This is a genomic window from Nocardioides hungaricus (assembly GCF_054782915.1).
Window position 1 is genome coordinate 160861 of the sequence record NZ_BAAGRO010000001.1, and the last position, 20651, is coordinate 181511.

General features: G+C 73.0%; 18 protein-coding genes. 5 read left to right on the forward strand and 13 right to left on the reverse strand.

The annotated features are described in order from the left end of the window. Positions 1-81 precede the first annotated feature (81 nt). The 11 genes from pgsA to gcvT all read right to left on the reverse strand — a co-directional run bounded on the left by pgsA (position 82) and on the right by gcvT (position 13392). Positions 82-705 carry a CDP-diacylglycerol--glycerol-3-phosphate 3-phosphatidyltransferase gene (gene pgsA / locus ACYVKX_RS00790; protein ID WP_460828635.1) on the reverse strand — a complete coding sequence of 208 codons (624 nt, stop codon included), beginning with the start codon at positions 703-705 and terminating at the stop codon, positions 82-84. Beyond that, positions 705-2108, reverse strand: a complete 1404-nt coding sequence (gene rimO, locus ACYVKX_RS00795; RefSeq protein WP_460828588.1) for a 30S ribosomal protein S12 methylthiotransferase RimO — start codon at positions 2106-2108, stop codon at positions 705-707. Before rimO ends, pgsA begins: the two co-directional genes overlap by 1 nt. A gap of 153 nt (positions 2109-2261) precedes the next feature. Continuing rightward, on the reverse strand, positions 2262-3965 hold the full coding sequence (locus tag ACYVKX_RS00800; RefSeq protein WP_460828589.1) for a RodZ domain-containing protein: 1704 nt from the start codon (positions 3963-3965) through the stop codon (positions 2262-2264). Continuing rightward, entirely contained in the window at positions 3962-6565 is a 2604-nt protein-coding gene (locus tag ACYVKX_RS00805) for a DNA translocase FtsK (protein ID WP_460828590.1), read from the reverse strand. Before ACYVKX_RS00805 ends, ACYVKX_RS00800 begins: the two co-directional genes overlap by 4 nt. 267 nt (positions 6566-6832) lie before the next feature. After that, positions 6833-8518 (reverse strand): ribonuclease J, encoded by a 1686-nt coding sequence (locus tag ACYVKX_RS00810; protein ID WP_460828591.1) that lies wholly within the window; start codon positions 8516-8518, stop codon positions 6833-6835. Positions 8519-8527: 9 nt separating this feature from the next. Further along, positions 8528-9424 carry a 4-hydroxy-tetrahydrodipicolinate synthase gene (dapA, locus tag ACYVKX_RS00815; protein ID WP_460828592.1) on the reverse strand — a complete coding sequence of 299 codons (897 nt, stop codon included), beginning with the start codon at positions 9422-9424 and terminating at the stop codon, positions 8528-8530. 309 nt (positions 9425-9733) lie between these two features. After that, positions 9734-10651 (reverse strand): LLM class F420-dependent oxidoreductase, encoded by a 918-nt coding sequence (locus ACYVKX_RS00820; RefSeq protein WP_460828593.1) that lies wholly within the window; start codon positions 10649-10651, stop codon positions 9734-9736. 23 nt (positions 10652-10674) lie between these two features. Beyond that, complete coding sequence (locus tag ACYVKX_RS00825) at positions 10675-11181, reverse strand: dihydrofolate reductase (protein WP_460828594.1); 507 nt, start codon at positions 11179-11181, stop codon at positions 10675-10677. After that, positions 11178-11987 carry a thymidylate synthase gene (locus ACYVKX_RS00830; RefSeq protein WP_460828595.1) on the reverse strand — a complete coding sequence of 270 codons (810 nt, stop codon included), beginning with the start codon at positions 11985-11987 and terminating at the stop codon, positions 11178-11180. The genes ACYVKX_RS00825 and ACYVKX_RS00830 overlap by 4 nt, the downstream gene beginning before the upstream one ends. A gap of 45 nt (positions 11988-12032) precedes the next feature. Continuing rightward, a complete protein-coding gene (locus tag ACYVKX_RS00835; protein WP_460828597.1) occupies positions 12033-12287 on the reverse strand; it encodes a hypothetical protein in 255 nt (84 codons plus the stop codon). 1 nt (position 12288) lies between these two features. Beyond that, a complete protein-coding gene (gene gcvT, locus ACYVKX_RS00840; RefSeq protein WP_460828598.1) occupies positions 12289-13392 on the reverse strand; it encodes a glycine cleavage system aminomethyltransferase GcvT in 1104 nt (367 codons plus the stop codon). A gap of 42 nt (positions 13393-13434) precedes the next feature. Here gcvT and ACYVKX_RS00845 point away from each other — a divergent pair, with 42 nt between their 5' ends. Further along, positions 13435-14952 carry a leucyl aminopeptidase gene (locus tag ACYVKX_RS00845; protein WP_460828600.1) on the forward strand — a complete coding sequence of 506 codons (1518 nt, stop codon included), beginning with the start codon at positions 13435-13437 and terminating at the stop codon, positions 14950-14952. Here ACYVKX_RS00845 and ACYVKX_RS00850 read toward each other — a convergent pair whose 3' ends face one another. Continuing rightward, a complete protein-coding gene (locus tag ACYVKX_RS00850; RefSeq protein WP_460828601.1) occupies positions 14953-15321 on the reverse strand; it encodes a hypothetical protein in 369 nt (122 codons plus the stop codon). Positions 15322-15403: 82 nt separating this feature from the next. On the opposite strand from ACYVKX_RS00850, the gene lpdA reads away from it, so the two are divergent. The 3 genes from lpdA (at position 15404) to ACYVKX_RS00865 (ending at position 19496) form a co-directional block, all read left to right on the forward strand. Beyond that, positions 15404-16783 (forward strand): dihydrolipoyl dehydrogenase, encoded by a 1380-nt coding sequence (gene lpdA, locus ACYVKX_RS00855; protein ID WP_460828602.1) that lies wholly within the window; start codon positions 15404-15406, stop codon positions 16781-16783. Between the two features lie 23 nt (positions 16784-16806). Then, the gene (sucB, locus tag ACYVKX_RS00860; RefSeq protein WP_460828603.1) at positions 16807-18510 is read left to right on the forward strand and encodes a 2-oxoglutarate dehydrogenase, E2 component, dihydrolipoamide succinyltransferase; all 1704 of its coding nucleotides are present in this window, start codon (positions 16807-16809) and stop codon (positions 18508-18510) included. A gap of 83 nt (positions 18511-18593) precedes the next feature. Next, the gene (locus ACYVKX_RS00865; RefSeq protein ID WP_460828604.1) at positions 18594-19496 is read left to right on the forward strand and encodes a TIGR01777 family oxidoreductase; all 903 of its coding nucleotides are present in this window, start codon (positions 18594-18596) and stop codon (positions 19494-19496) included. Here the strand turns inward: ACYVKX_RS00865 and ACYVKX_RS00870 are convergent. Then, positions 19465-19866, reverse strand: coding sequence for a Tim44 domain-containing protein (locus ACYVKX_RS00870; protein ID WP_460828605.1), 402 nt, complete (start codon positions 19864-19866; stop codon positions 19465-19467). The genes ACYVKX_RS00865 and ACYVKX_RS00870 overlap by 32 nt on opposite strands. Positions 19867-19934: 68 nt before the next feature. Here ACYVKX_RS00870 and lipB point away from each other — a divergent pair, with 68 nt between their 5' ends. Then, entirely contained in the window at positions 19935-20651 is a 717-nt protein-coding gene (gene lipB, locus ACYVKX_RS00875) for a lipoyl(octanoyl) transferase LipB (RefSeq protein ID WP_460828606.1), read from the forward strand.

Here is a 20651-nt window from a genome sequence, read left to right on the forward strand (position 1 = left end):
GACCTTTCGGCGTGGCTGGGTTCGATCCGCACACCTAACCCCGAATCGGCTCGATCAGGCAAGCATCTCCGGGGAGGTTCGTCACCGGCGCAGGGTCGCGCGCTGCCTCCACACGTCGCGGTAGAACTCCCAGCCCGACCACAGCGTCAACGCGACGGCGACCGCGAGGCAGGTCTGGGCGGCGTAGAAGAGCACCTGGCCGGGCACCTCCGTCCAGCTCGCCAGGTCGGGGTCGCGCAGCGGCAGGGCGAGCGTGCCGAGCGCGATCGCCTGGAACGTGGTCTTGAGCTTGCCCAGGTCGGCGGCCGCGATCACGACCCTCTTCAGGATCGAGAGCCGCAGCAGCGTGACGCTCCACTCGCGCAGCAGCACCAGGATCGTCACCCACCACCAGACGTCGCCGACGACCGAGAGGCCGATGAGGGCCATGCCGGTGATCGCCTTGTCCGCGATCGGGTCGGCGATCTTGCCGAAGTTCGTGATCAGGTCGTGCTTGCGGGCCAGGTCGCCGTCGATCTTGTCGGTGACCATCGCGCCCACGAAGATCGCGAACGCGACGCAGCGCCACAGCACCGAGTCGCCGCCGTCGACGAGCAGCGCCCAGCCGAAGAACGGCACCAGGACGATGCGCAGCGTGGTGAGGACGTTCGGCACGTTCCAGTTGCTGGGCCCGTCGCCGGGCCGGCCCTGCCCCACTGCGTCCATCACAGGGCCCGAGCGTAGAGGTCGACGCCCTCAGCGCCGACCGCCTCGGCACGGACCAGGTCACCCACGCGCGCGTCGCTGTCGAGGAGGTACGTCGAGCCGTCGACCTCCGGGCCCTGATGGGCGCCGCGGCCCTCGACCGTGCCGTCGGCGTCGACCCGCTCGACCAGCACCTCGACGGTCTCGCCCACGCGCTCGGCGGCGCGCTGGGTGGTGAGCTCCTCGACGAGCGCGCCGACGTGCTCCGCGCGCGCCCGGATCTCGTCGGCGTCGAGCTTCCCGCCGTACGACGCGGCCTCGGTGCCGTCCTCGTCGGAGTAGCCGAACACGCCGGTGACGTCGAGGCGGGCGGCGACCAGGAAGTCGCACAGCGTCCGAAGATCCTCCTCGGTCTCGCCCGGGAAGCCGACGATCACGTTGCTGCGCACGCCCGCCTCCGGCGCGAGCGCGCGGACCTGATCGAGCAGCGCGAGGAAGCTGTCCGGGTCGCCGAAGCGGCGCATCCGGCGCAGCACCGCGGCGCTCGCGTGCTGGAAGGACAGGTCGAAGTACGGCGCGACGCCCGGCGTGCCCGCGATCGCCGCGATCAGCCCCGGCCGGGTCTCGGCCGGCTGCAGGTAGGAGACCCGGACGCGCGCGACGCCCTCGACGGCCGCGAGCTCGGGCAGCAGCGTCTCGAGCAGCCGGAGGTCGCCGAGGTCCTTGCCGTAGGAGGTGGAGTTCTCGCTGACGAGGAACAGCTCGCGGGCGCCCCGCTCACCGAGCCAGCGCGCCTCCTGGAGGACGTCCGAGGGCCGGCGGCTGACGAACGAGCCGCGGAAGGACGGGATCGCGCAGAACGAGCAGCGCCGGTCGCAGCCACTGGCCAGCTTGAGGGACGCGGTCGGGCCCGAGTCGAGCCGGCGGCGTACCGACGCGGGGCCGGAGGCGTGCCCGGGCACCGGCGTCGTGGACAGCGAGCGCTCGACCGGGGTGATCGGGAGCAGCAGCCGGCGGTCCTGGGGCGTGTGCGCCTCGTGGGCCTCCCCCGCGACGATCGCGCGCAGGCGCGCCGCGATGTCGGGGTAGTCGTCGAAGCCCAGCACCGCGTCGGCCTCCGGGAGGGAGTCGGCGAGGTCCCTGCCGTAGCGCTCGGCCAGGCAGCCGACGGCGACGACCGCCCGGGCACGGCCCGCGGCCTTGAGGTCGGCCGCTTCGAGGAGGGTGTCGACGGAGTCCTTCTTGGCGGACTCGACGAAGCCGCAGGTGTTGACCACGACGGTGTCCGCGTCCGCGGGGTCCTCGACGAGGAGGAAGCCGCCCGCCTCGAGACGGCCGGCGAGCTCCTCGGAGTCGACCTCGTTGCGGGCGCACCCGAGGGTCACCATCGCCACCGAGAGCAGTTCCTGTGCGCTGTTCGTCATGACCGCGCCAGTATCCCAACCGGTGTGAGCGTCTCCTATTCGGCGTCGTTGAGTTGGGCCTGATTCGCCTGCGAGTTGGGCCTCGACCGCGGGGGTGCCGTAAACGAGGCCCAACTCGAGCGCGAATGACGCCCAACTCGACGGGCGGGGCGGCTACTCGGCGGCGGCGAAGGTGTTCTGCGCGGGCTGGCCGAGGGCCCCGAGCGGGCCGCGGTCCTGGCCGTCCACGGTGACCTTGAGGCCGCCGTCGGAGGACTGGATCCGCACCGGCGGCGCCGCCTTGAGCGTCTGGCTGTCGCCGAAGGCGAGGTCGCCGTTGAACACGATCTCCCCCGCGCCGTCGCGGACCACGACGCGCGCGCCGCCCGAGCCGGCGTCGAGCACCACCGGGACCGGCGGGCCGACGTTGGCGGCGTTCGAGGGCGAGCCGTTGAGGACCGGCTTGGTCTGCAGCTCGATCGGGCTGTCCGTGATCAGCCGCGCGATCGACCAGGCCAGCACGATCGCCATCACTGCGGCGACCAGCACCGACCAGTTCGGCCCGCCACGCGTGCTGCGGATCGGGCCGCCCTCGCTCGTCGCGAGCTCGGCCTCGAACACCCGGCGGGCGTCGATCGGGGCGTCGGAGTACCGGTCGTCGTACGCCGCCAGGAGCGGTGCCGCCTCGACGCCGAGGACCCGCGCCAGCGTGCGCAGGTGGCCGCGGGCGTAGAAGTCGCCGCCGCAGGGGGCGAAGTCGTCGACCTCGATCGACTCGATGACGTGCGGGCGGATCCGGGTGCGCTCGGCGAGCTGGTCGACGGTGAGCGCGAGCCGGGTGCGGGCCGCGGCCAGCTCGGGCCCGATCACCGGGTCGACGGCCGGGGCCGGCGCGAGGTCGTCGATCACGAGCGGCTCGACCGGGTGGCCCGCGCGGGCGATCGGGCTGATCCGCTCGCTCCACACGACGGTGGCCTCGGGGTCCTCGACCAGGTCCGAAACCAGGTCCGCGCCGTCCGGGCGGCGCAGCTCGCGCGACTCGGGCAGGTCCGCCCGGGCGGCGTGCTCGTCCTCGGCCGGGTCGGCCTTGAGCGCCGCGGCGCCCTCGAAGCGCACCTCGGAGCGGACGCCGGCCACGGCGTCGCGCAGCGGCAGCGGGGTCGCGCTGGCCACCAGCGGCGGCAGGGCCACGGTGGGCTCGGGCTCCGGCTCGGCGTCCGGCGTACGGCGGAGGGAGAGCCGGTCGGCGACGAAGCCGATCCCCCGGGCGATCGTGGGCCGCGGGTCGTGGAGGGTCGGGTGGTGCTCTTCGGGCTCCTCCCCGGCGGCGTCCTCGTCGACGGCTTCCGCCTCGTCCCACTCATCGAGCTCATCGATCTCCTCGGGGACGATCTCGACGACCTGGCCGGGGCCGCCCGCGAGCCGCTCGAGCGCGGCGAGGAGGTCGCCGTCGGCGCCGAGCACGCGGGTCGAGAGCGACAGCGTGACCGCCCGGGTCGGGGCATCCTCGTCGCGCGGCACCAGGACCACGCTGCCGTCGCGGAGGAGGCCGCCGCGCGGCTCGACCTCGACGTGCTCGATGTCCGACCACGGCAGGCCGTGCCAGGTGTGGCCGCGGCGCAGCCGCACGCCGTGCTCGTCGACGACCAGCAGCGGCACCCGCGCGTCGAGCAGCGACTGCAGGTGCGCGGCCGCGATGGCGCCGACCACGAGCGCGAGCGCCCAGTCCAGCCAGCCGCCGCCACCGAGCGCCCGGGTCAGGTAGGCCAGGGCGACGATCGCGGCGATCGCGCCGACCCCGCCGGCGAGGCGGGCGTCCGCGCGGACCTCGACCGAGGTCTGCTGCTCGTCGGTCTGCTCGTCGATCAGGCTGGTCACATCTCCCCCTGGAGGGTCGCGATCACGGCATCGATCTCGTCGGGCTTCACCAGCACGTCGCGCGCCTTGGACCCCTCGCTGGGCCCGACCACGCCACGGCTCTCGAGGATGTCCATCAGCCGGCCCGCCTTGGCGAAGCCGACCCGGAGCTTGCGCTGCAGCATCGAGGTCGAGCCGAACTGCGTCGACACGACCAGCTCGATCGCCTGGACCACCAGGTCCAGGTCGTCGCCGATGTCGTCGTCCAGCTCGCGCTTGCTCGCCGCGGGCGCGGTGACGTCCTCGCGGTACGTCGGCTGCAGCTGCGTCTTGCAGTGCTTGACCACCGTGGCGATCTCGGCCTCGGTGACCCAGGAGCCCTGGATGCGCGCCGGCTTCGAGGCGCCCATCGGCAGGAACAGGCCGTCGCCCTGGCCGACCAGCTTCTCCGCGCCCGGCTGGTCGAGGATGACCCGGCTGTCGGCGAGGCTGGAGGTCGCGAACGCCAGCCGCGAGGGCACGTTCGCCTTGATCAGGCCGGTGACGACGTCGACCGACGGCCGCTGCGTGGCGAGCACCAGGTGGATGCCCGCGGCCCGGGCCAGCTGGGTGATCCGGACGATCGCGTCCTCCACGTCGCGCGGGGCGACCATCATCAGGTCGGCGAGCTCGTCGACGATCACCAGCAGGTAGGGGTACGGCGCCAGCTCGCGCTCGCTGCCCGGCGGCACCGTGACCTTGCCGGCCCGCACCGCCTTGTTGAAGTCGTCGATGTGACGGAAGCCGAAGTTCGCGAGGTCGTCGTAGCGCAGGTCCATCTCGCGCACCACCCAGGCCAGCGCCTCCGCGGCCTTCTTCGGATTGGTGATGATCGGCGTGATCAGGTGCGGGACGCCCTCGTAGGCGTTCAGCTCCACCCGCTTCGGGTCGACCATGATCATCCGCACCTCGTCCGGCGTCGCCCGCATCAGCACCGAGGTGATCATGGAGTTGATGAACGACGACTTGCCCGAGCCGGTGGCGCCGGCCACCAGCAGGTGCGGCATCTTCGCGAGATTGGCGACCACGAAGCCGCCCTCCACGTCCTTGCCGAGCCCGGCCACCATCGGGTGGTGGTCGCCGCGCGCGGTGCCCGACCGCAGCACGTCGCCGAGGGAGACGATCTCCTTGTCCGGGTTGGGGATCTCGACGCCGACCGCGGACTTGCCGGGGATCGGGCTGAGGATGCGGACGTCGGCCGAGGCGACGGCGTAGGCGATGTTCTTCTGGATGTTGGTGATCTTCTCGACCTTGACGCCCGGGCCGAGCTCGACCTCGTAGCGGGTGACCGTCGGGCCGCGGGTGTAGCCGGTGACCTGGGCGTCGATGGCGAACTCCTCGAGCACCTGGGTCAGCCGGTCGACGACCTCGTCGCTGGCCTGGGAGCGCGCCTTGTGCGGCGAGCCGGCCTTGAGCATGTCGTTGCCGGGCAGCGTGTAGGCGATGTCGCCGGAGAGCGCGAGCTGCTCGACGCGCGGCGGCAGCGGGGTGTGCGGGGGCGGCTCCAGCTCGGCGCTCGTCTCCGCGAGGTCCGGGCCGACCGGCGCGGGCGCCACATCGGGCGCGAAGATGTCGAGGCCGTCGGCGGTGGTCTCGAGGCCCCGCTTGCGCCGGCGGAGCTCGCGGTCGGAGAGCACCGGGCTGTCGTAGGCCGGGTCGCCCAGGTCCGGGTCGATCTCGCCGGTCTCGTCGCCGGCCGGGCCCCTGGCCCTGCGGCGGCGCGAGCGGGTGGCCGGGATCGCCTGGGTGGCGTCCGGGTCCTCGTCGGTCGCGACCTGGCGGCCGAGCAGCCGGTCGCGGGCCCCGGCCAGCCTCACCGGCACCTGGTAGAGCGGCGTGGCGGTGATGATGAGGACGCCGAAGAACGCGAGCAGCGCGAGCAGCGGCATCACGACGTACTCGGACCGGAGCAGGTCGAGCAGCAGGCTGGAGACGACGTACCCGATCGCGCCGCCGCCGGTGCGCAGGTCGGAGGTGTCGCCGAGCTGGGGCTGCGGGTTGCCGGACGCGATCTGGACCATGCCGAGCAGGCCGAAGGCGAACGCCGACCAGCCGACGACCTGGCGGCCGGCCGGGCCGTTGTGCACCGGATCGCGCATCGTGCGCCAGCCCACGAAGAGCAGCGCGAGCGGCACCAGGAACCCGACCTTGCCGACCGAGCCCTCGACGACGGTGCGGGCGGCGTCCATGACCGAGCCCGGGAGCTGCCACCAGACGGCGCCGGCGACGACGACCGCGCCGCCGAGCAGGAGCAGCCCGACGCCGTCGCGACGGTGCTCGGGCTCGAGGTCGCGGGCGGTGTGCCCGATGCTGCGGGCGACCGCGCCGACGCCGTGGGCGATCGCGAGCCAGACCGCGGCCACGCCGCGGAACAGCGCGGTGAACAGGCGGGCGACCGGGCCCGGCCCGCTGCGGACCGCGCGCGGCGCGGGCCGGCGCCTGCTCGTGCTCCTCGAGCGCTTGGAGCTCGAGGAGGCAGGCTTGCGCTTCGGGCTGGTACTCCGGGATCGGGTGCTCGAGCTCCGCGACGTGGACGTGCTCTTGCTCCGCGACCCCGGCGGGGAAGACGTACGGGTCGCCATGGTGACCACCCTACGCAGCCGTCACTCCCGTCACACGCATCACAGGGGTGCGTGTCGGACGCCGCCGGATCCGGCCGGGACGTCATCCGGGGCTGCCCCGACGACCCACGCTGAAGCGGCCGTCGGAGCGTGGCAGGCACCGCCATGACAGCGCAATTGCGCCGACATGGCAGTCGAGACAGCCCGAGCACCGCCGCACGACCAGCCCGCATGACGTCCCCCACCAGCCCGACCGCACGTCAGCCGGCCGCGGTCGCGCGTCCCCGCTCAGGCCTCGATGACGACCGGGATGATCATCGGACGCCGACGGTGCGTGTTGCTGACCCAGCGGCCGATCACCCGGCGTACGGTCTGCTGGAGCTGGTAGGAGTCGGTGTTGCCCTCGCGGATCTGGGCGTCGAGGGCGTCGATGATCGGCTGCTTGATCTCGTCGAAGCTCGAGTCGTCCTCCGCGAACCCCCGCGCGTGGATCTCCGGGCCGGCCGACACCTTGCCGCTGACCGAGTCGACCACGACGATCACCGAGATGAACCCCTCCTCGCCGAGGATCAGGCGGTCCTTGAGGTCGGACTCGGTGATGTCGCCGACCGACGAGCCGTCCACGAAGACGTAGCCGCAGTCGACCTTGCCGGCCACCGAGGCGACACCGTCGACGAGGTCGACGACCACGCCGTCCTCGGCGATGACGACGTTCTCGACGCCGGTCGCCGTGGCGAGCGCGCCGTTGGCGAGCAGGTGCCGGATCTCGCCGTGCACCGGCAGCACGTTGCGCGGCCGGACGATGTTGTAGCAGTAGAGGAGCTCGCCGGCGCTGGCGTGGCCGGAGACGTGCACCAGCGCGTTGCCCTTGTGCACGACGCGGGCGCCCCAGCGGGCCAGGCCGTTGATGACGCGGTAGACGGCGTTCTCGTTGCCGGGGATCAGGCTGGAGGCGAGCAGGACGGTGTCGCCCTCCTCGATGTGCACGAAGTTGTGGTTGCGCTGGGCGATCCGCGACAGCGCGCTCATCGGCTCGCCCTGCGAGCCGGTGGAGATCAGCACCTGGCGCTCGGGCGGCAGGTCGGCGAGGTCCTTGGCGTCGACCAGCACACCCGCGGGGACCGTGAGGTAGCCGAGGTCGCGGGCGATCGCCATGTTGCGGACCATCGAGCGGCCGACGTAGGCGATCTTGCGGTCGTGCGCGACGGCGGCGTCGATGACCTGCTGCACGCGGTGCACGTGGGAGGCGAAGCAGGCCACGATGATCCGCTGCTGCGAGTCGCGGAAGACCTGGTCGATGACCGGCGTGATCGACTTCTCCGCCGGCGTGAAGCCCGGCGTCTCGGCGTTGGTGGAGTCGGTCAGGAAGAGGTCGACGCCCTCCTCCCCCAGCCGGGCGAACGCGCGCAGGTCGGTGATCCGGCCGTCCAGCGGGAGCTGGTCCATCTTGAAGTCGCCGGTGTGCAGCACCATCCCGGCGCCGGTGCGGATCGCGACCGCCAGCGCGTCGGGAATCGAGTGGTTGACCGCCACGAACTCCAGGTCGAAGGGCCCCAGCGTCAGCCGGTCGCCCTCGCGGACCTTGTGGTGGACGGTCTCGCGGAGCCGGTGCTCGCGCAGCTTGGAGTCGAGCAGCGCCAGCGTCAGCTCCGAGCCGACCAGCGGGATGTCCGGCCGCTCGCGGAGGAGGTACGGCGTCGCGCCGATGTGGTCCTCGTGGCCGTGCGTGAGCACCAACGCCTCGACGGTGTCGAGCCGGTCGCGGATCGAGCTCCAGTCCGGGAGGATCAGATCGACGCCGGGCTGGTGGTCCTCCGGGAAGAGCACGCCGCAGTCGACGACGAGCAGCCGGCCGTCGTACTCGAACGCGGTCATGTTGCGGCCGACCTCGCCGAGCCCGCCCATCGGGATGACCCGGAGGCCCCCCTGCGGCAGTGCGGCCGGTGCGGAGAGCTCGGGGTGGGGGTGACTCAATGTTCGTCCTTACAGGAGGCCGGAGGCCGCGAGTCCCGCTCGCAGGGCGGCCACCTCGTCGTCGTCGAGCGGCACCAGGGGGCCGCGGACGTGGCGGTTGTCGAGTACGCCGAGGAGCTGCAGGGCTGCCTTGGCGGTGGTCGCTCCGTAGTTGGGGACGCCCATCATGGCGTCGATCGCGGGGAGCAGCCGCGCGAAGATCTCCAGGGCGCCGGCGGAGTCGCCGGCCCAGTACGCCTCGGCCATCGCCCTCATCTCCTTGCCGGCGGCGTGGCCGACGACGGAGACGAAGCCGGCCGCACCGTGCGCGAGCCAGCCGAGGTTGTTGGCGTCGTCGCCGGAGTAGACGGCGTAGCCGAGCTGGGCGAGCTTGACGCCGCGCGCGTAGTCGCCGACCGCGTCCTTGACCGCGACCACGGTGTCCAACCGGGCCACCCGCTCGAAGGTCTCGAGCGCGATCTGGGTGCCGGTGCGGCCGGGCACGTCGTAGAGCATGACGGGTACGTCGGTCGCCTCGGCCACCGAGCGGAAGTGGTGGAGCACGCCGGCCTGCCCGGGCTTGTTGTAGTACGGCGTCACCAGCAGCAGGCCGTCCACGCCGACCTTGGCCGCCTGCTCGGCGAGCTCGATCGAGTGGGCGGTGGAGTTGGTGCCGACGCCGGCCACGACCTTCGCGCGGTCGCCGACCGCGTCCTTGACCGCCGCCAGGATCGCCCCGTCCTCCTCCGTCGTCGTGGTCGGCGACTCGCCCGTCGTACCCGAGACCACGACGCCGTCGTGGCCGTGGTCGACCAGGTGGGCGGCGATCCGCGCGGTGCCGTCGAGGTCGACCGAGCCGTCCGCGTGGAACGCGGTGGCCATCGCGGTCAGGACGTGGCCGAACGGGGCTGCGGGCGCGGACGTCATATCCGACAGGTTATCGCTCCGTGCCGCGACCCGGCGCCGCGGCTCACCGCCGCACGTCTCTCACGCGACGTCGGACGTCATCCGGGCTGGCTGCCCCGGCGACCTACTCCGGCGACCTACTCCGGCGACCTGCGCTGGACCGGCAGCCGGAGAGCGGCAGGCACCGTCCTACCAGCGCAATTGCGCCGGAATGGCAGTCGAGCCGGGGCAACCACTGCCACAACGGCGCAATTGCGCCGAGATGGCAGCCGAGACAGCACAGGCACTGCCCCCGCGACCAACCCGCACGACATCCCCCGAGCCGCCGGCTCAGACGTGCGGCATCACCTCGCGCGCCACGAGGCGCAGGTGGTCGAGGTCGGAGAGGTCGAGGAACTGGAGGTAGACCCGCTCGGTGCCGAGGTCGGCGTACCGGCGGATCTTGGCCACGGCCTCCTCGGGAGTGCCGGCGATGCCGTGCTCGCGCAGCTCGTCCTTCTCGCGGCCGATGGCCGCGGCACGGCGCTCCACCTCGGCCTCGTCCGTGCCGACGCAGACGACCAGCGCGTTGGACCAGGTCAGGTCGTCGGGGTCGCGACCCTGCGCCTCGCACGCGGCGCGCACCCGGGCGAACTGGGCTCTCGTCGTGTCGAGGTCCACGAACGGCAGGTTGAACTCGTCGGCGTACCGCGCCGTCAGCTCGGGCGTCCGCCTCGTACCCAGCCCACCGATGAGCACCGGCGGCTTGAGCTGCACCGGCTTCGGCAGGCCGGGGCTGTCCGTGACCTGGTAGTGCTCGCCGTCGAAGGAGAAGCCGCCCTCGGTCGCCCACAGCCCGGTGATCACGGCGAGCTGCTCCTCGAACCGGTCGAACCGTTCCCCGGTGGGCGGGAACGGAATGCCGTACGCCGTGTGCTCCTCGCTGAACCAGCCGGCGCCGATCCCGAGCTCGACCCGGCCACCGCTCATCTGGTCGACGTTCGCGACCGAGATCGCCAGCGGGCCGGGGTGCCGGAAGGTCGCGCTGGTCATCATCGTGCCGAGCCGGATCGTGCTGGTGTCGCGGGCCAGGCCGGCGAGCGTGACCCACGCGTCGGTCGGGCCGGGCAGCCCGTCGCCGCCCATCGTGAGGTAGTGGTCGGATCGGAAGAAGGCGCCGTACCCCAGCGCCTCGGCCTCCCGCGCCACCGCGAGCAGGTCGTCGTAGGAGGCGCCCTGCTGGGGTTCGGTGAAGACACGCAGCTCCATGCACGCCAGCCTGTCAGGCAGGGTCAAGGCGACCGCCGCCCGGGTCGGGCAGGCCCCTCGCGACGCACCCGGGTCACCCGGTCGTACCCGTCGAACACCTCGCGGTCGGTCTCGACCCACTCCGTGGCGTCGTACGCCGGATAACAGGCGTCGCCGTCCGGCTCCAGCGGCACCTCGCTGATCACCTGCTCGGTCGCGAGCGGCAGCGCGGCGGCGTACACCTGGGCGCCGCCCACGACCATCACGTCGCCGGGCAGGTCGGCCGCCAGCTCCAGCGCCTCGTCGAGCGAGTGTGCGACGAGCACGCCGTCGGCCGACCACGACGGCGAGCGGGTGAGCACGATCGTGGTCCGTCCCGGGAGCGGCCGGCCGATCGAGTCGTACGTCGTGCGTCCCATCAGCAGGGTGTGGCCCATGGTCAGCCGCTTGAACTCGGCCTGCTCGCCGGGGATGCGCCACGGGATGTCCGGGCCGGCGCCGATGACCCCGTTGCGCGCCACCGCCGCGACGAGGACGATCCGCTTGCTCATACGGCGATGGGGGCCTTGATCCCGGGGTGCGGGTCGTACCCCTCGACGGCGATGTGCTCGAGGTCGAACGCGTCCAGCTCGGTGACCGTGGGGTCGAGTACCAGCGTCGGCAGCGGCCGCGGATCGCGGGTGAGCTGGAGCCGGGCCTGGTCGAGGTGGTTGAGGTAGAGGTGCGCGTCGCCCAGCGTGTGCACGAAGTCGCCGGCCTCGAGCCCGGTCACCTGGGCGACCATGTGGGTCAGCAGTGCGTAGGAGGCGATGTTGAACGGCACACCGAGGAAGACGTCGGCCGAGCGCTGGTAGAGCTGGCACGACAGCTTGCCCGGCCCGGACTCCTGGGGAGCCACGTAGAACTGGAACATCGTGTGGCACGGCGCGAGCGCCATGTCCGGGATGTCCGCGACGTTCCACGCCGAGACGATGAGCCGGCGCGAGTCCGGGTTCGCCCGGATCTGCGAGACGACGCCGGCGATCTGGTCGAGGTGCCGGCCGTCCGGCGCGGGCCACGAGCGCCACTGGTAGCCGTAGACCGGGCCGAGGTCGCCGGACTCGTCGGCCCACTCGTCCCAGATCGTGATGCCGCGGTCCTGCAGCCATTTCACGTTGGTGTCGCCGCGCAGGAACCACAGCAGCTCGCCGAAGACCGAGCGCGTGTGGACCTTCTTGGTGGTCACCAACGGGAAGCCCGCGGTCAGGTCGAAGCGCATCTGGTGGCCGAAGACCGACCGGGTGCCGGTGCCGGTGCGGTCGCCCTTCTCGACGCCCTCGTCGAGGACGCGCCGGAGGAGGTCGAGGTACTGCTGCACGATCCCGAGCGTAGTCGACCCGGCTGGCCGCGGCGGTCCTCCAGGTCAGGCGTGCAGCGACATCGGGCCGTAGACCTGGCGCTCCCCCTCGAAGAGCGTGACGCCGTCGACACCCTCGGCCGCGAGGTCGGACCAGGTCTCGCCGACCCACGACTCGGCGTCGGCCTGCGACGCGAAGCGCTGGTCCGCGAGGTCGCCCGCGACCGACACCTCGGCGCCGGCGGAGTCCTCCAGGCGCCACCACCACGGGCGCTCGGCGGCCGAGGGCGGACGGAAGGTCGGCTGGTCGGGCAGGTTCATGTCAGGACTCCCGGACGGAGGGGTCGAGGAACGGCGGCTTCGTGAGCCGGAAGATCTCCCGCCGGCCCCGGATGTCGACGCCGACCTCCGCCTCCGGGTCGACCGACGACGACACCAGCGCGAGGCCGATGCCCGTACGCAGCGTCGGCGAGAACGTGCCGGAGGTGACCTCGCCGAGCGGCACGTCCGGGGTCAGGCTCACGCTCATGTGCGGGCGCGGGATGCCGCGCCCGGTGGCGACGATGCCGCGCAGCACCCGCTCCGGCCCCGCGGCCCGCTCGGCGGCGAGCACGTCGCGGCCCCAGAAGGCATCCTTCGACCAGCCGACCGCCCAGCCGAGCCGCGCCTGGTTCGGCGTGACGTCGAGGGAGATGTCCTGCCCGTGCAGCGGATAGCCCATCTCGGTGCGCAGCGTGTCGCGCGCGCCCAGGCCGCACGGGAGTACGCCGTACCGCTCGCCGGCCGCGAGGAGCGCGTCCCAGAGCGGGCCGGCGACGGCGTTCGGGCCGACCAGCTCGTAGCCGCGCTCGCCGGTGTAGCCGGTGCGGCAGACGGTGACGGTCTCGCCCTCGAAGGGAGCCTCCGCGAACGACATGTAGTCGTGGCCGACCGGTAGCCCGACCGCGTCGAGCACCTCGTCGGACCTCGGCCCCTGCACCGCGATCACGAACAGATCGCGGTGCCGGTCGGCGACCTCGACATCCTCGGGCGCCACCGCCCGGAGCCGGCGCACCACCTCGGCGGTGTTGGCGGCGTTCGGGATGAGGAACACCCGGTCGTCGGCGTACAGGTAGGCGATCAGGTCGTCGACCACGCCGCCGGTCGCGTCGTCGCAGCACAGCGTGTACTGCGCCCGGCCCGGGCCGATCCGGCCGAGGTCGTTGGTCAGCGTGCGGTTGACGAAGTCGGCCGCGCCCGGCCCCTCGACCACCGCCTTGCCGAGGTGGCTGACGTCGAAGACGCCGACCGCCTCGCGGACCGCGGTGTGCTCCCTGACCACACCGGCGGCGTACTCGATCGGCATCGACCAGCCGCCGAACTCCGCGAACTTGGCGCCGAGCGCCCCGTGCCGATCGTGGAGGGGTGACTGGAGCAGGTCCGACATGGCCGCGAACCTACCTCAGCGGCGGACGTCTATCCTGCCCCGGTGACCTCGTACACCCTGCGCAGCGCCAGCCCCGCCAAGACCCGATGCGACGCCGTCGTCGTCGGGGTGCTGCAGACCTCGGATGGCCCCGAGCTCGCCGACGGCGGCGCCGACGTGGGCAAGGCCTACGGCCGCAGGCTCCGGCCGCTGCTCTCCGCCCTCGGCGTGACCGGCAAGGCCGGCGAGGCGGTCAAGGTCCCGACGTCCGGCACGATCCCGTCCGCGCTGCTCGTCCTGGTGGGCCTGGGCAAGGCCGCAGACGAGGGAGCCGCCGACGCGGGAGCGGTACGGCGGGCCGCGGGCGTCGCCGCCCGCTCGGTCACCAACGCGGCCTCGGTGGCGCTCGCGCTGCCGGCGGAGACGCCCGAGCTGGTCCGCGCCGTCACCGAGGGCTACGAGCTCGGCGCCTACACCTTCACGACGTACAAGAAGGAGTCCGGCAAGGATGCGCCCGGCGAGGTGGTGGTGCTCAGCCCGGCCGCGCGGAGGAAGGAGGTCGTCACCGCGTTCGAGGAGGCCCGCGTGGTCACCCGGGCCGTGGCCGCGACCCGCGACTGGGTGAACACCCCGCCGGGCGACCTCACCCCGCCGAAGTTCGCCGACACCGTCGCCGCGGCGACCAAGGAGCTCACCCGGGGCCGCGGCGCGCCGAAGGTCGCGATCACCGTCCTCGACGACGCCGAGCTCGAGCGGCTCGGCTGCGGCGGCATCCTCGGCGTCGGCGCCGGCTCGTCCGCACCACCGCGGCTGGTCGAGCTGCGCTACTCCCCGAAGGGCGCGACGAGGCATCTGGCGCTGGTCGGCAAGGGCATCACGTTCGACTCCGGCGGCCTGACCATCAAGCCGGCGCAGGGCATGGGCGACATGAAGTCGGACATGGCCGGCGCGGCCGCGGTCGTGCAGGCGACGTACGCGATCGCGACGCTGGGCCTGCCGGTCAGGGTCACCGCCTACGCGCCGATGGCGGAGAACATGGTCTCCGGCGCCTCGATCCGGCCCGGCGACGTCCTCACGATGTACGGCGGCACCACGGTCGAGATCTCGAACACCGACGCCGAGGGCCGGCTGATCCTCGCCGACGCCCTGGTCCGCGCGGCCGAGCAGGAGCCCGACGTGCTGCTCGACGTCGCGACGCTGACCGGGCACATGGTGGTCGCGCTCGGCGACCGGGTGGCGGGCGTGATGGGCTCCGAGGACGTCGTCGCGGGCGTGCTCGCCGCCGCGGAGACGGCCGGCGAGGAGATGTGGCCGATGCCGATCCCCGACCAGATGGTCGAGCGGATCAAGGGCAGCAAGGTCGCCGACCTCGCCCAGCACGACTGGGTGCGCTGGGGTGGCGGCCTGTTCGCGGCGGCCTTCCTGCGGGAGTTCACCGGCGGCCTGCCGTGGGCACACCTCGACATCGCCGGCCCGTCGTTCAACTCCGGCGGCGCCTGGGGCCACGTCACCCCGGGCGGCACCGGCGTCGCGGTCGCGACCCTGGTCGACTTCGCGCGGACGATGTCGGCGGAGAAGTAGCTACAGCCCGCCCTCGAGCTTCTTGCGGCGGTTGTAGTCGCGCATCCGCTGCGGGACGCCGACGATCGCGGCGTCGTACGACGGGATCTGGTGGCGGTTGCAGAAGTCGTGCGCCCAGCCGACCGAGGGCACCCGGCGCCGGGTCCACTCGCCGTCGTGGGCGACCAGCAGCAGCGTCACGTCGCTGACCGCGGTGCGCGGCTCGACGAACCCCTCGACCCCGCGCCGGGCGGTCGCCCAGGTCTGCAGGTGCTCGACGTCGGTCGCGTCCGCGGCCCGGACGCGGGTCGAGCCGGTGCGGTAGGCGTCCTTCGCGGGACCCCGCATCCTCGGGCCCGAGCGGCGCCGGAACCGGTCCATGAACGACATGGGGACAAGTGTGCCCTGCCGGGCTACCAGGGCGTAGGAGGTCGGGCGTGGACACGTTGCCGCGAAGTGCAAGGATGGGGCCGTGGCCGATCCCGACTTCGACGTACTCATCCTCGGTGCCGGCTCCGGCGGCTACGCGTGTGCCCTCCGGGCGGCCCAGCTCGGCCTGAGCGTCGGGCTGGTGGAGAAGGGCAAGGTCGGCGGCACCTGCCTGCACGTCGGCTGCATCCCGACCAAGGCGCTGCTGCACGCCGCGGAGGTCGCCGACCAGACCCGCGAGTCCGAGCAGTACGGCGTGCGGGCCAGCCTCGAGGGCATCGACATGGCCGGCGTCAACGCCTACAAGGACGGCGTCGTGTCCCGGCTGTTCAAGGGCCTCACCGGCCTGATCAAGGGCCGCGGCGTCACCGTGATCGAGGGCGCCGGCCGGCTCACCGGCCCGCGGGAGGTCACGGTCGACGGCACGGCGTACTCCGGTCGGCACGTCGTGCTGGCCTCCGGCTCCTACTCCCGCAGCCTGCCGGGCCTCGACATCGACGGCGAGCGGGTGATCACCTCCGAGCAGGCGCTCCGGCTCGACCGCGTGCCGGCGTCGGTCGTCGTGCTCGGCGGCGGCGTGATCGGCTGCGAGTTCGCCAGCGTGTGGCGCTCCTTCGGCGCCGACGTCACCATCGTCGAGGCGCTCCCCCGGCTGCTCGCGGTCGAGGACGAGGCGTCGTCGAAGGCGCTCGAGCGCGCGTTCCGCAAGCGCAGGATCGACTTCCGCACGGGCACGCCGTTCCAGAGCGTGAAGACCACCGACAGCGGCGTCGCCGTCACCGTGGAGGGGGGCGCCGTCATCGAGGCGGAGCTGCTGCTGGTCGCCGTCGGCCGCGGCCCGGTGACCGAGGGCCTCGGGTACGACGAGCAAGGCGTCGCGATGGACCGCGGCTTCGTGCTCGCGGACGAGCGCTGCCGCACCAACCTCGAGGGCGTGTACGCCGTCGGCGACATCGTGCCGGGCCTCCAGCTCGCGCACCGCGGCTTCCAGCAGGGCATCTTCGTCGCCGAGGACATCGCGGGCCTCGACCCGCGCCCGGTCGACGAGGCCGGCATCCCGCGGGTGACCTACTCCCATCCCGAGGTCGCCTCGGTCGGCCTCAACGAGAGCGCGGCGGCCGAGGAGTACGGCGCCGACGGCATCGAGAGCATGACCTACGACCTCGGCGGGAACGGCAAGAGCCAGATCCTCAAGACCCAGGGCTTCGTGAAGCTCGTGCGCCGCAAGGACGGGCCGGTGGTCGGCGTCCACCTGGTCGGCGACCGGGTCGGCGAGCTGATTGGCGAGGCGCAGCTGATCTACAACTGGGAGGGGTACCCCGAGGACGTGGCTCCCCTCGTGCACGCCCACCCGACCCAGAACGAGGCGCTCGGCGAGGCGCACCTCGCGCTCGCCGGCAAGCCACTGCACGCCCACTCCTGACGAACGAGAAGCGAAGGAACTCCATGGCCACCGAAGTCACCCTGCCGGCCCTCGGCGAGTCCGTCACCGAGGGCACCGTCACCCGCTGGCTGAAGTCGGTCGGCGACTCGGTGGCGGTCGACGAGCCGCTGCTCGAGGTCTCCACCGACAAGGTCGACACCGAGATCCCCTCCCCGGTCGCGGGCACGCTGCTCGAGATCAAGGCGAACGAGGACGACACCGTCGAGGTCGGCGCCGTGCTCGCGCTGGTCGGCGACGAGGGCGAGTCGTCCGGGGAGCCGGAGCCCGAGCCCGAGGCCGCCGAGGAGCCCGAGCCGGAGCCCGAGGAGGAGCAGGCCGAGGAGCCGGCCCCGGCCGCAGAGGAGGCCGAGAAGCCGGCCGCCGAGACCAAGCCGTCCGGCGGTGGCAGTACGTCGGTCACCCTGCCCGCCCTGGGCGAGTCGGTGACCGAGGGCACGGTGACCCGCTGGCTGAAGTCGGTCGGCGACGAGGTCGCCGTCGACGAGCCGCTGCTCGAGGTCTCCACCGACAAGGTCGACACCGAGATCCCCTCCCCGGTCGCGGGCACGCTGCTCGAGATCAAGGTGCAGGAGGACGAGACCGTCGAGGTGGGCGCCGAGCTGGCCACCATCGGCGACGCGGACGCCGCACCCGCCCCGGAGACGGAGCCGGAGCCGGAGCCCGAACCGGAGCCGGAGCCGGAGCCCGAACCGGAGCCGGAGCCCGAACCGGAGCCCGAACCGGAGCCGGAGCCGGAGCCAAAGGAGGAGGAGCCGGCGGCGCAGGAGCAGAGCGAGCCGACCGGCGGCGACGGCGCTGGGTACGTCACCCCGCTGGTCCGCAAGCTGGCCGCCCAGCACGACGTCGACCTGGCGACCGTGACCGGCACGGGCGTCGGGGGGCGGATCCGCAAGCAGGACGTGCTCGACGCCGCGCAGCGCAAGCAGCAGCCCGCGGCGGCCGCCCCGGCGGCAGCCGCCGCCCCGTCCGCCCCAGCGCCCGCCGTACCCTCGCCGCTGCGGGGCACCACCGAGAAGATCTCGCGACTGCGCAGGATCATCGCGACCCGGATGGTCGAGTCGCTGCAGACCTCGGCCCAGCTCACCCAGGTGGTCGAGGTCGACGTCACGAACATCGCCCGCCTGCGGGAGTCGGTCAAGGCCGACTTCCTGGCGCGCGAGGGCGTGAAGCTGTCCTACCTGCCGTTCTTCGCCAAGGCCGCGATCGACGCGCTCAAGAGCCACCCGGCGTTGAACGCGACGATCGACACCGAGGCCGGTGAGATCACCTACTACGACCGCGAGAACGTCGCGTTCGCGGTGGACACCGAGAAGGGCCTGATCACCCCGGTGATCAAGGACGCGGGCGACCTGTCCGTGGCCGGCCTGGCCAAGAAGATCGCCGACGTCGCCGCGCGCACCCGGTCGAACCGGATCGGGCCGGACGAGCTCTCGGGCGGCACCTTCACGATCACCAACCTCGGCTCGGTCGGCGCCCTGTGGGACACCCCGATCATCAACAAGCCGCAGGTCGCGATCCTCGGCCCGGGTGCGGTGGTCAAGCGCCCGGTCGTGATCGACGACCCGAACCTCGGCGAGACGATCGCGGTGCGCCACATGGTCTACCTCGCGCTCACCTACGACCACCAGCTCGTCGACGGCGCCGACGCGGGCCGCTTCCTGCAGGACGTGAAGCAGCGTCTGGAAGCCGGCCAGTTCGAAGTGTGAGCCCCTCATCCGATGCCGAGTCGGCGCAGTCTCAGCTGAGATTGCGCCGACTCGGCATTTGCGGGCCGTGACAGGGTGGACCCATGGCGCTGACCGTCGTGATCGCGGGAGCCTCGGGGTTCCTGGGCAGCCACCTCTCGGACGAGCTGCGGGCGCGCGGCCACCAGGTGGTCACGCTGGTACGCCGCCCGGCGCACTCGGCGCACGAGTCGGCGTGGGACCCCTACGCCGGCACCTACGACCGCGACACGATCGAGCGCGCGGACGTGGTCGTCAACCTCGCCGGCACGCCGACGGTCGGCAACCCCCACTCGCGGACGTGGGCGCGCAACCTGCGCGCGAGCCGGGTCACCACGACCCGGGTGCTGGCCGAGGCGGTGGCGAGCAGCGAGCGGCGGCCGGCGTACCTCGCCGGCAACGCGATCGCCTGGTACGGCGACCACGGCGACGAGGTCGTCACCGAGTCCTCCGACAGCCGCGGCGACAGCCTGCTCACCGAGGTCACCCGCGAGTGGCAGGACGCGGCGACGCCGGCGGTCGAGGCCGGTGCCCGCGTCTGCTTCCTCCGCACCGCCCCGGTCATGGACCGGGCGGGCGCACCGCTCAAGCAGCTCGCCCTGCTGACCCGGCTCGGCCTCGGCGCGCGCCTGGGCAGCGGCCGCCAGCACATGGCGATGATCAGCCTGCGCGACTGGATCGAGGGCACGGCGCACCTGGTTGAGAGCGACGTGAGCGGCCCGGCCAACCTGTGCTGCCCCGAGACGCCGACCAACAGGGAGTTCACCGACGCGCTCGCCCGCGCGCTGCACCGCAGGGCGCTCCTCGCCGTCCCGAGCCCGGCGATCAGGCTCGGCGCCGGCCCGCTCTCGCCCGAGGCGCTCGGCTCGATCGACCTGCGCCCGACGGTGCTCGAGGCCAGCGGCTACGAGTTCCGCGACCGGAGCGTCGACGATGTCATCGCGGCGGGGCTGGCGCGACGGCGCTGACCCGCCACTCTCCCGCCACCACGCGCAGCGTCACCACGTGCCGACTCGGCCGGTCCCATGGCAGCGCCAGCCCGCCCGGCTCCGCCACGCCGCCGGCGAGGCGGTCGGTCACCGCCAGCACCAGCCGGTCCGGCGTACGCCGGCGGACGTCGACGTCGATCAGCTGCATCCGCAGGCCGTCGACCCGCAGCCCCCGGGCCGACCACTCCCGCAGCATCGCCGCGTCCCGCCGGCCGGCCGACGACCCAGGCGTGTAGAGCGCCCGCAGCGCCGCGACGTCTCCCGTCGCCCACGCCGCGGCGCGCTGCTCGTCCCACCGGTCGAGGACCGCGACGGGCGCGAGCGCCAGGGTGAGGATCAGGGGCAGCATAGTGACCGGATACCCGTTCCGAGGACTGCGCCGACGCTCGTCCACAGGGCCGCAGTAGGCTCGACGGCGTGGACTTCCAGGAGGCCGGACTCGTCGACTACCTCGTCGCGTGGGACCTCCAGCGCGAGATCCACGAGCGCGTGGCCGACGGCGACCAGCCGGACACCGTGCTGCTCCTGGAGCACCCGCCGGTCTTCACCGCGGGCAAGCGCACCGAGCCGCACGAGCGGCCGCTCGACCCCGGCGGCGCCGCCGTCGTCGACGTCGACCGCGGCGGCAAGATCACCTTCCACGGCCCCGGCCAGCTGGTCGGCTACCCGATCGTCGCGCTCCCCGACCACGTGCTCGTAGTCGACTACGTGCGCCGGCTCGAGGAGGCGCTGATCCGGGTCTGCGCCGACCTCGGCGTCACGACCGCGCGCGTGCCCGGCCGCTCCGGCGTCTGGCTGCGCGCCGACGAGCACGGCCCGGAGCGCAAGGTCGCCGCGATCGGCATCCGGGTCAGCCGCGGCGTCGCCATGCACGGCTTCGCGCTCAACTGCGACGTGGACCTCGGGTGGTACGACCGGTTCGTCCCCTGCGGCATCGCCGACGCCGGCGTCACCTCGCTGAGCCGCGAGCTGAGCCACGAGCAGGCCCGCGACGTCACCGTCGCCGACGTGCTGCCGATCGTGCGCCACCGGCTCGCGGAGTACCTCGCCTGGGCGCCGTACGACGCCACCCCCGACTACGACGCGCGCCCCGATCCGGCCCGGGGTCCCCGGATCGAGCTGCTCACGCCGTAG

Coding starts and splice junctions, on each gene's coding strand:
- ACYVKX_RS00870 (WP_460828605.1), bottom strand. CDS start 19,866: ATGCTGCCCCTGATCCTCACCCTGGCGCTCGCGCCCGTCGCGGTCCTC.
- ACYVKX_RS00835 (WP_460828597.1), bottom strand. CDS start 12,287: ATGAACCTGCCCGACCAGCCGACCTTCCGTCCGCCCTCGGCCGCCGAG.
- gcvT (WP_460828598.1), bottom strand. CDS start 13,392: ATGTCGGACCTGCTCCAGTCACCCCTCCACGATCGGCACGGGGCGCTC.
- rimO (WP_460828588.1), bottom strand. CDS start 2,108: ATGACGAACAGCGCACAGGAACTGCTCTCGGTGGCGATGGTGACCCTC.
- ACYVKX_RS00825 (WP_460828594.1), bottom strand. CDS start 11,181: ATGAGCAAGCGGATCGTCCTCGTCGCGGCGGTGGCGCGCAACGGGGTC.
- ACYVKX_RS00805 (WP_460828590.1), bottom strand. CDS start 6,565: ATGGCGACCCGTACGTCTTCCCCGCCGGGGTCGCGGAGCAAGAGCACG.
- ACYVKX_RS00820 (WP_460828593.1), bottom strand. CDS start 10,651: ATGGAGCTGCGTGTCTTCACCGAACCCCAGCAGGGCGCCTCCTACGAC.
- sucB (WP_460828603.1), top strand. CDS start 16,807: ATGGCCACCGAAGTCACCCTGCCGGCCCTCGGCGAGTCCGTCACCGAG.
- ACYVKX_RS00865 (WP_460828604.1), top strand. CDS start 18,594: ATGGCGCTGACCGTCGTGATCGCGGGAGCCTCGGGGTTCCTGGGCAGC.
- ACYVKX_RS00850 (WP_460828601.1), bottom strand. CDS start 15,321: ATGTCGTTCATGGACCGGTTCCGGCGCCGCTCGGGCCCGAGGATGCGG.
- pgsA (WP_460828635.1), bottom strand. CDS start 705: ATGGACGCAGTGGGGCAGGGCCGGCCCGGCGACGGGCCCAGCAACTGG.
- dapA (WP_460828592.1), bottom strand. CDS start 9,424: ATGACGTCCGCGCCCGCAGCCCCGTTCGGCCACGTCCTGACCGCGATG.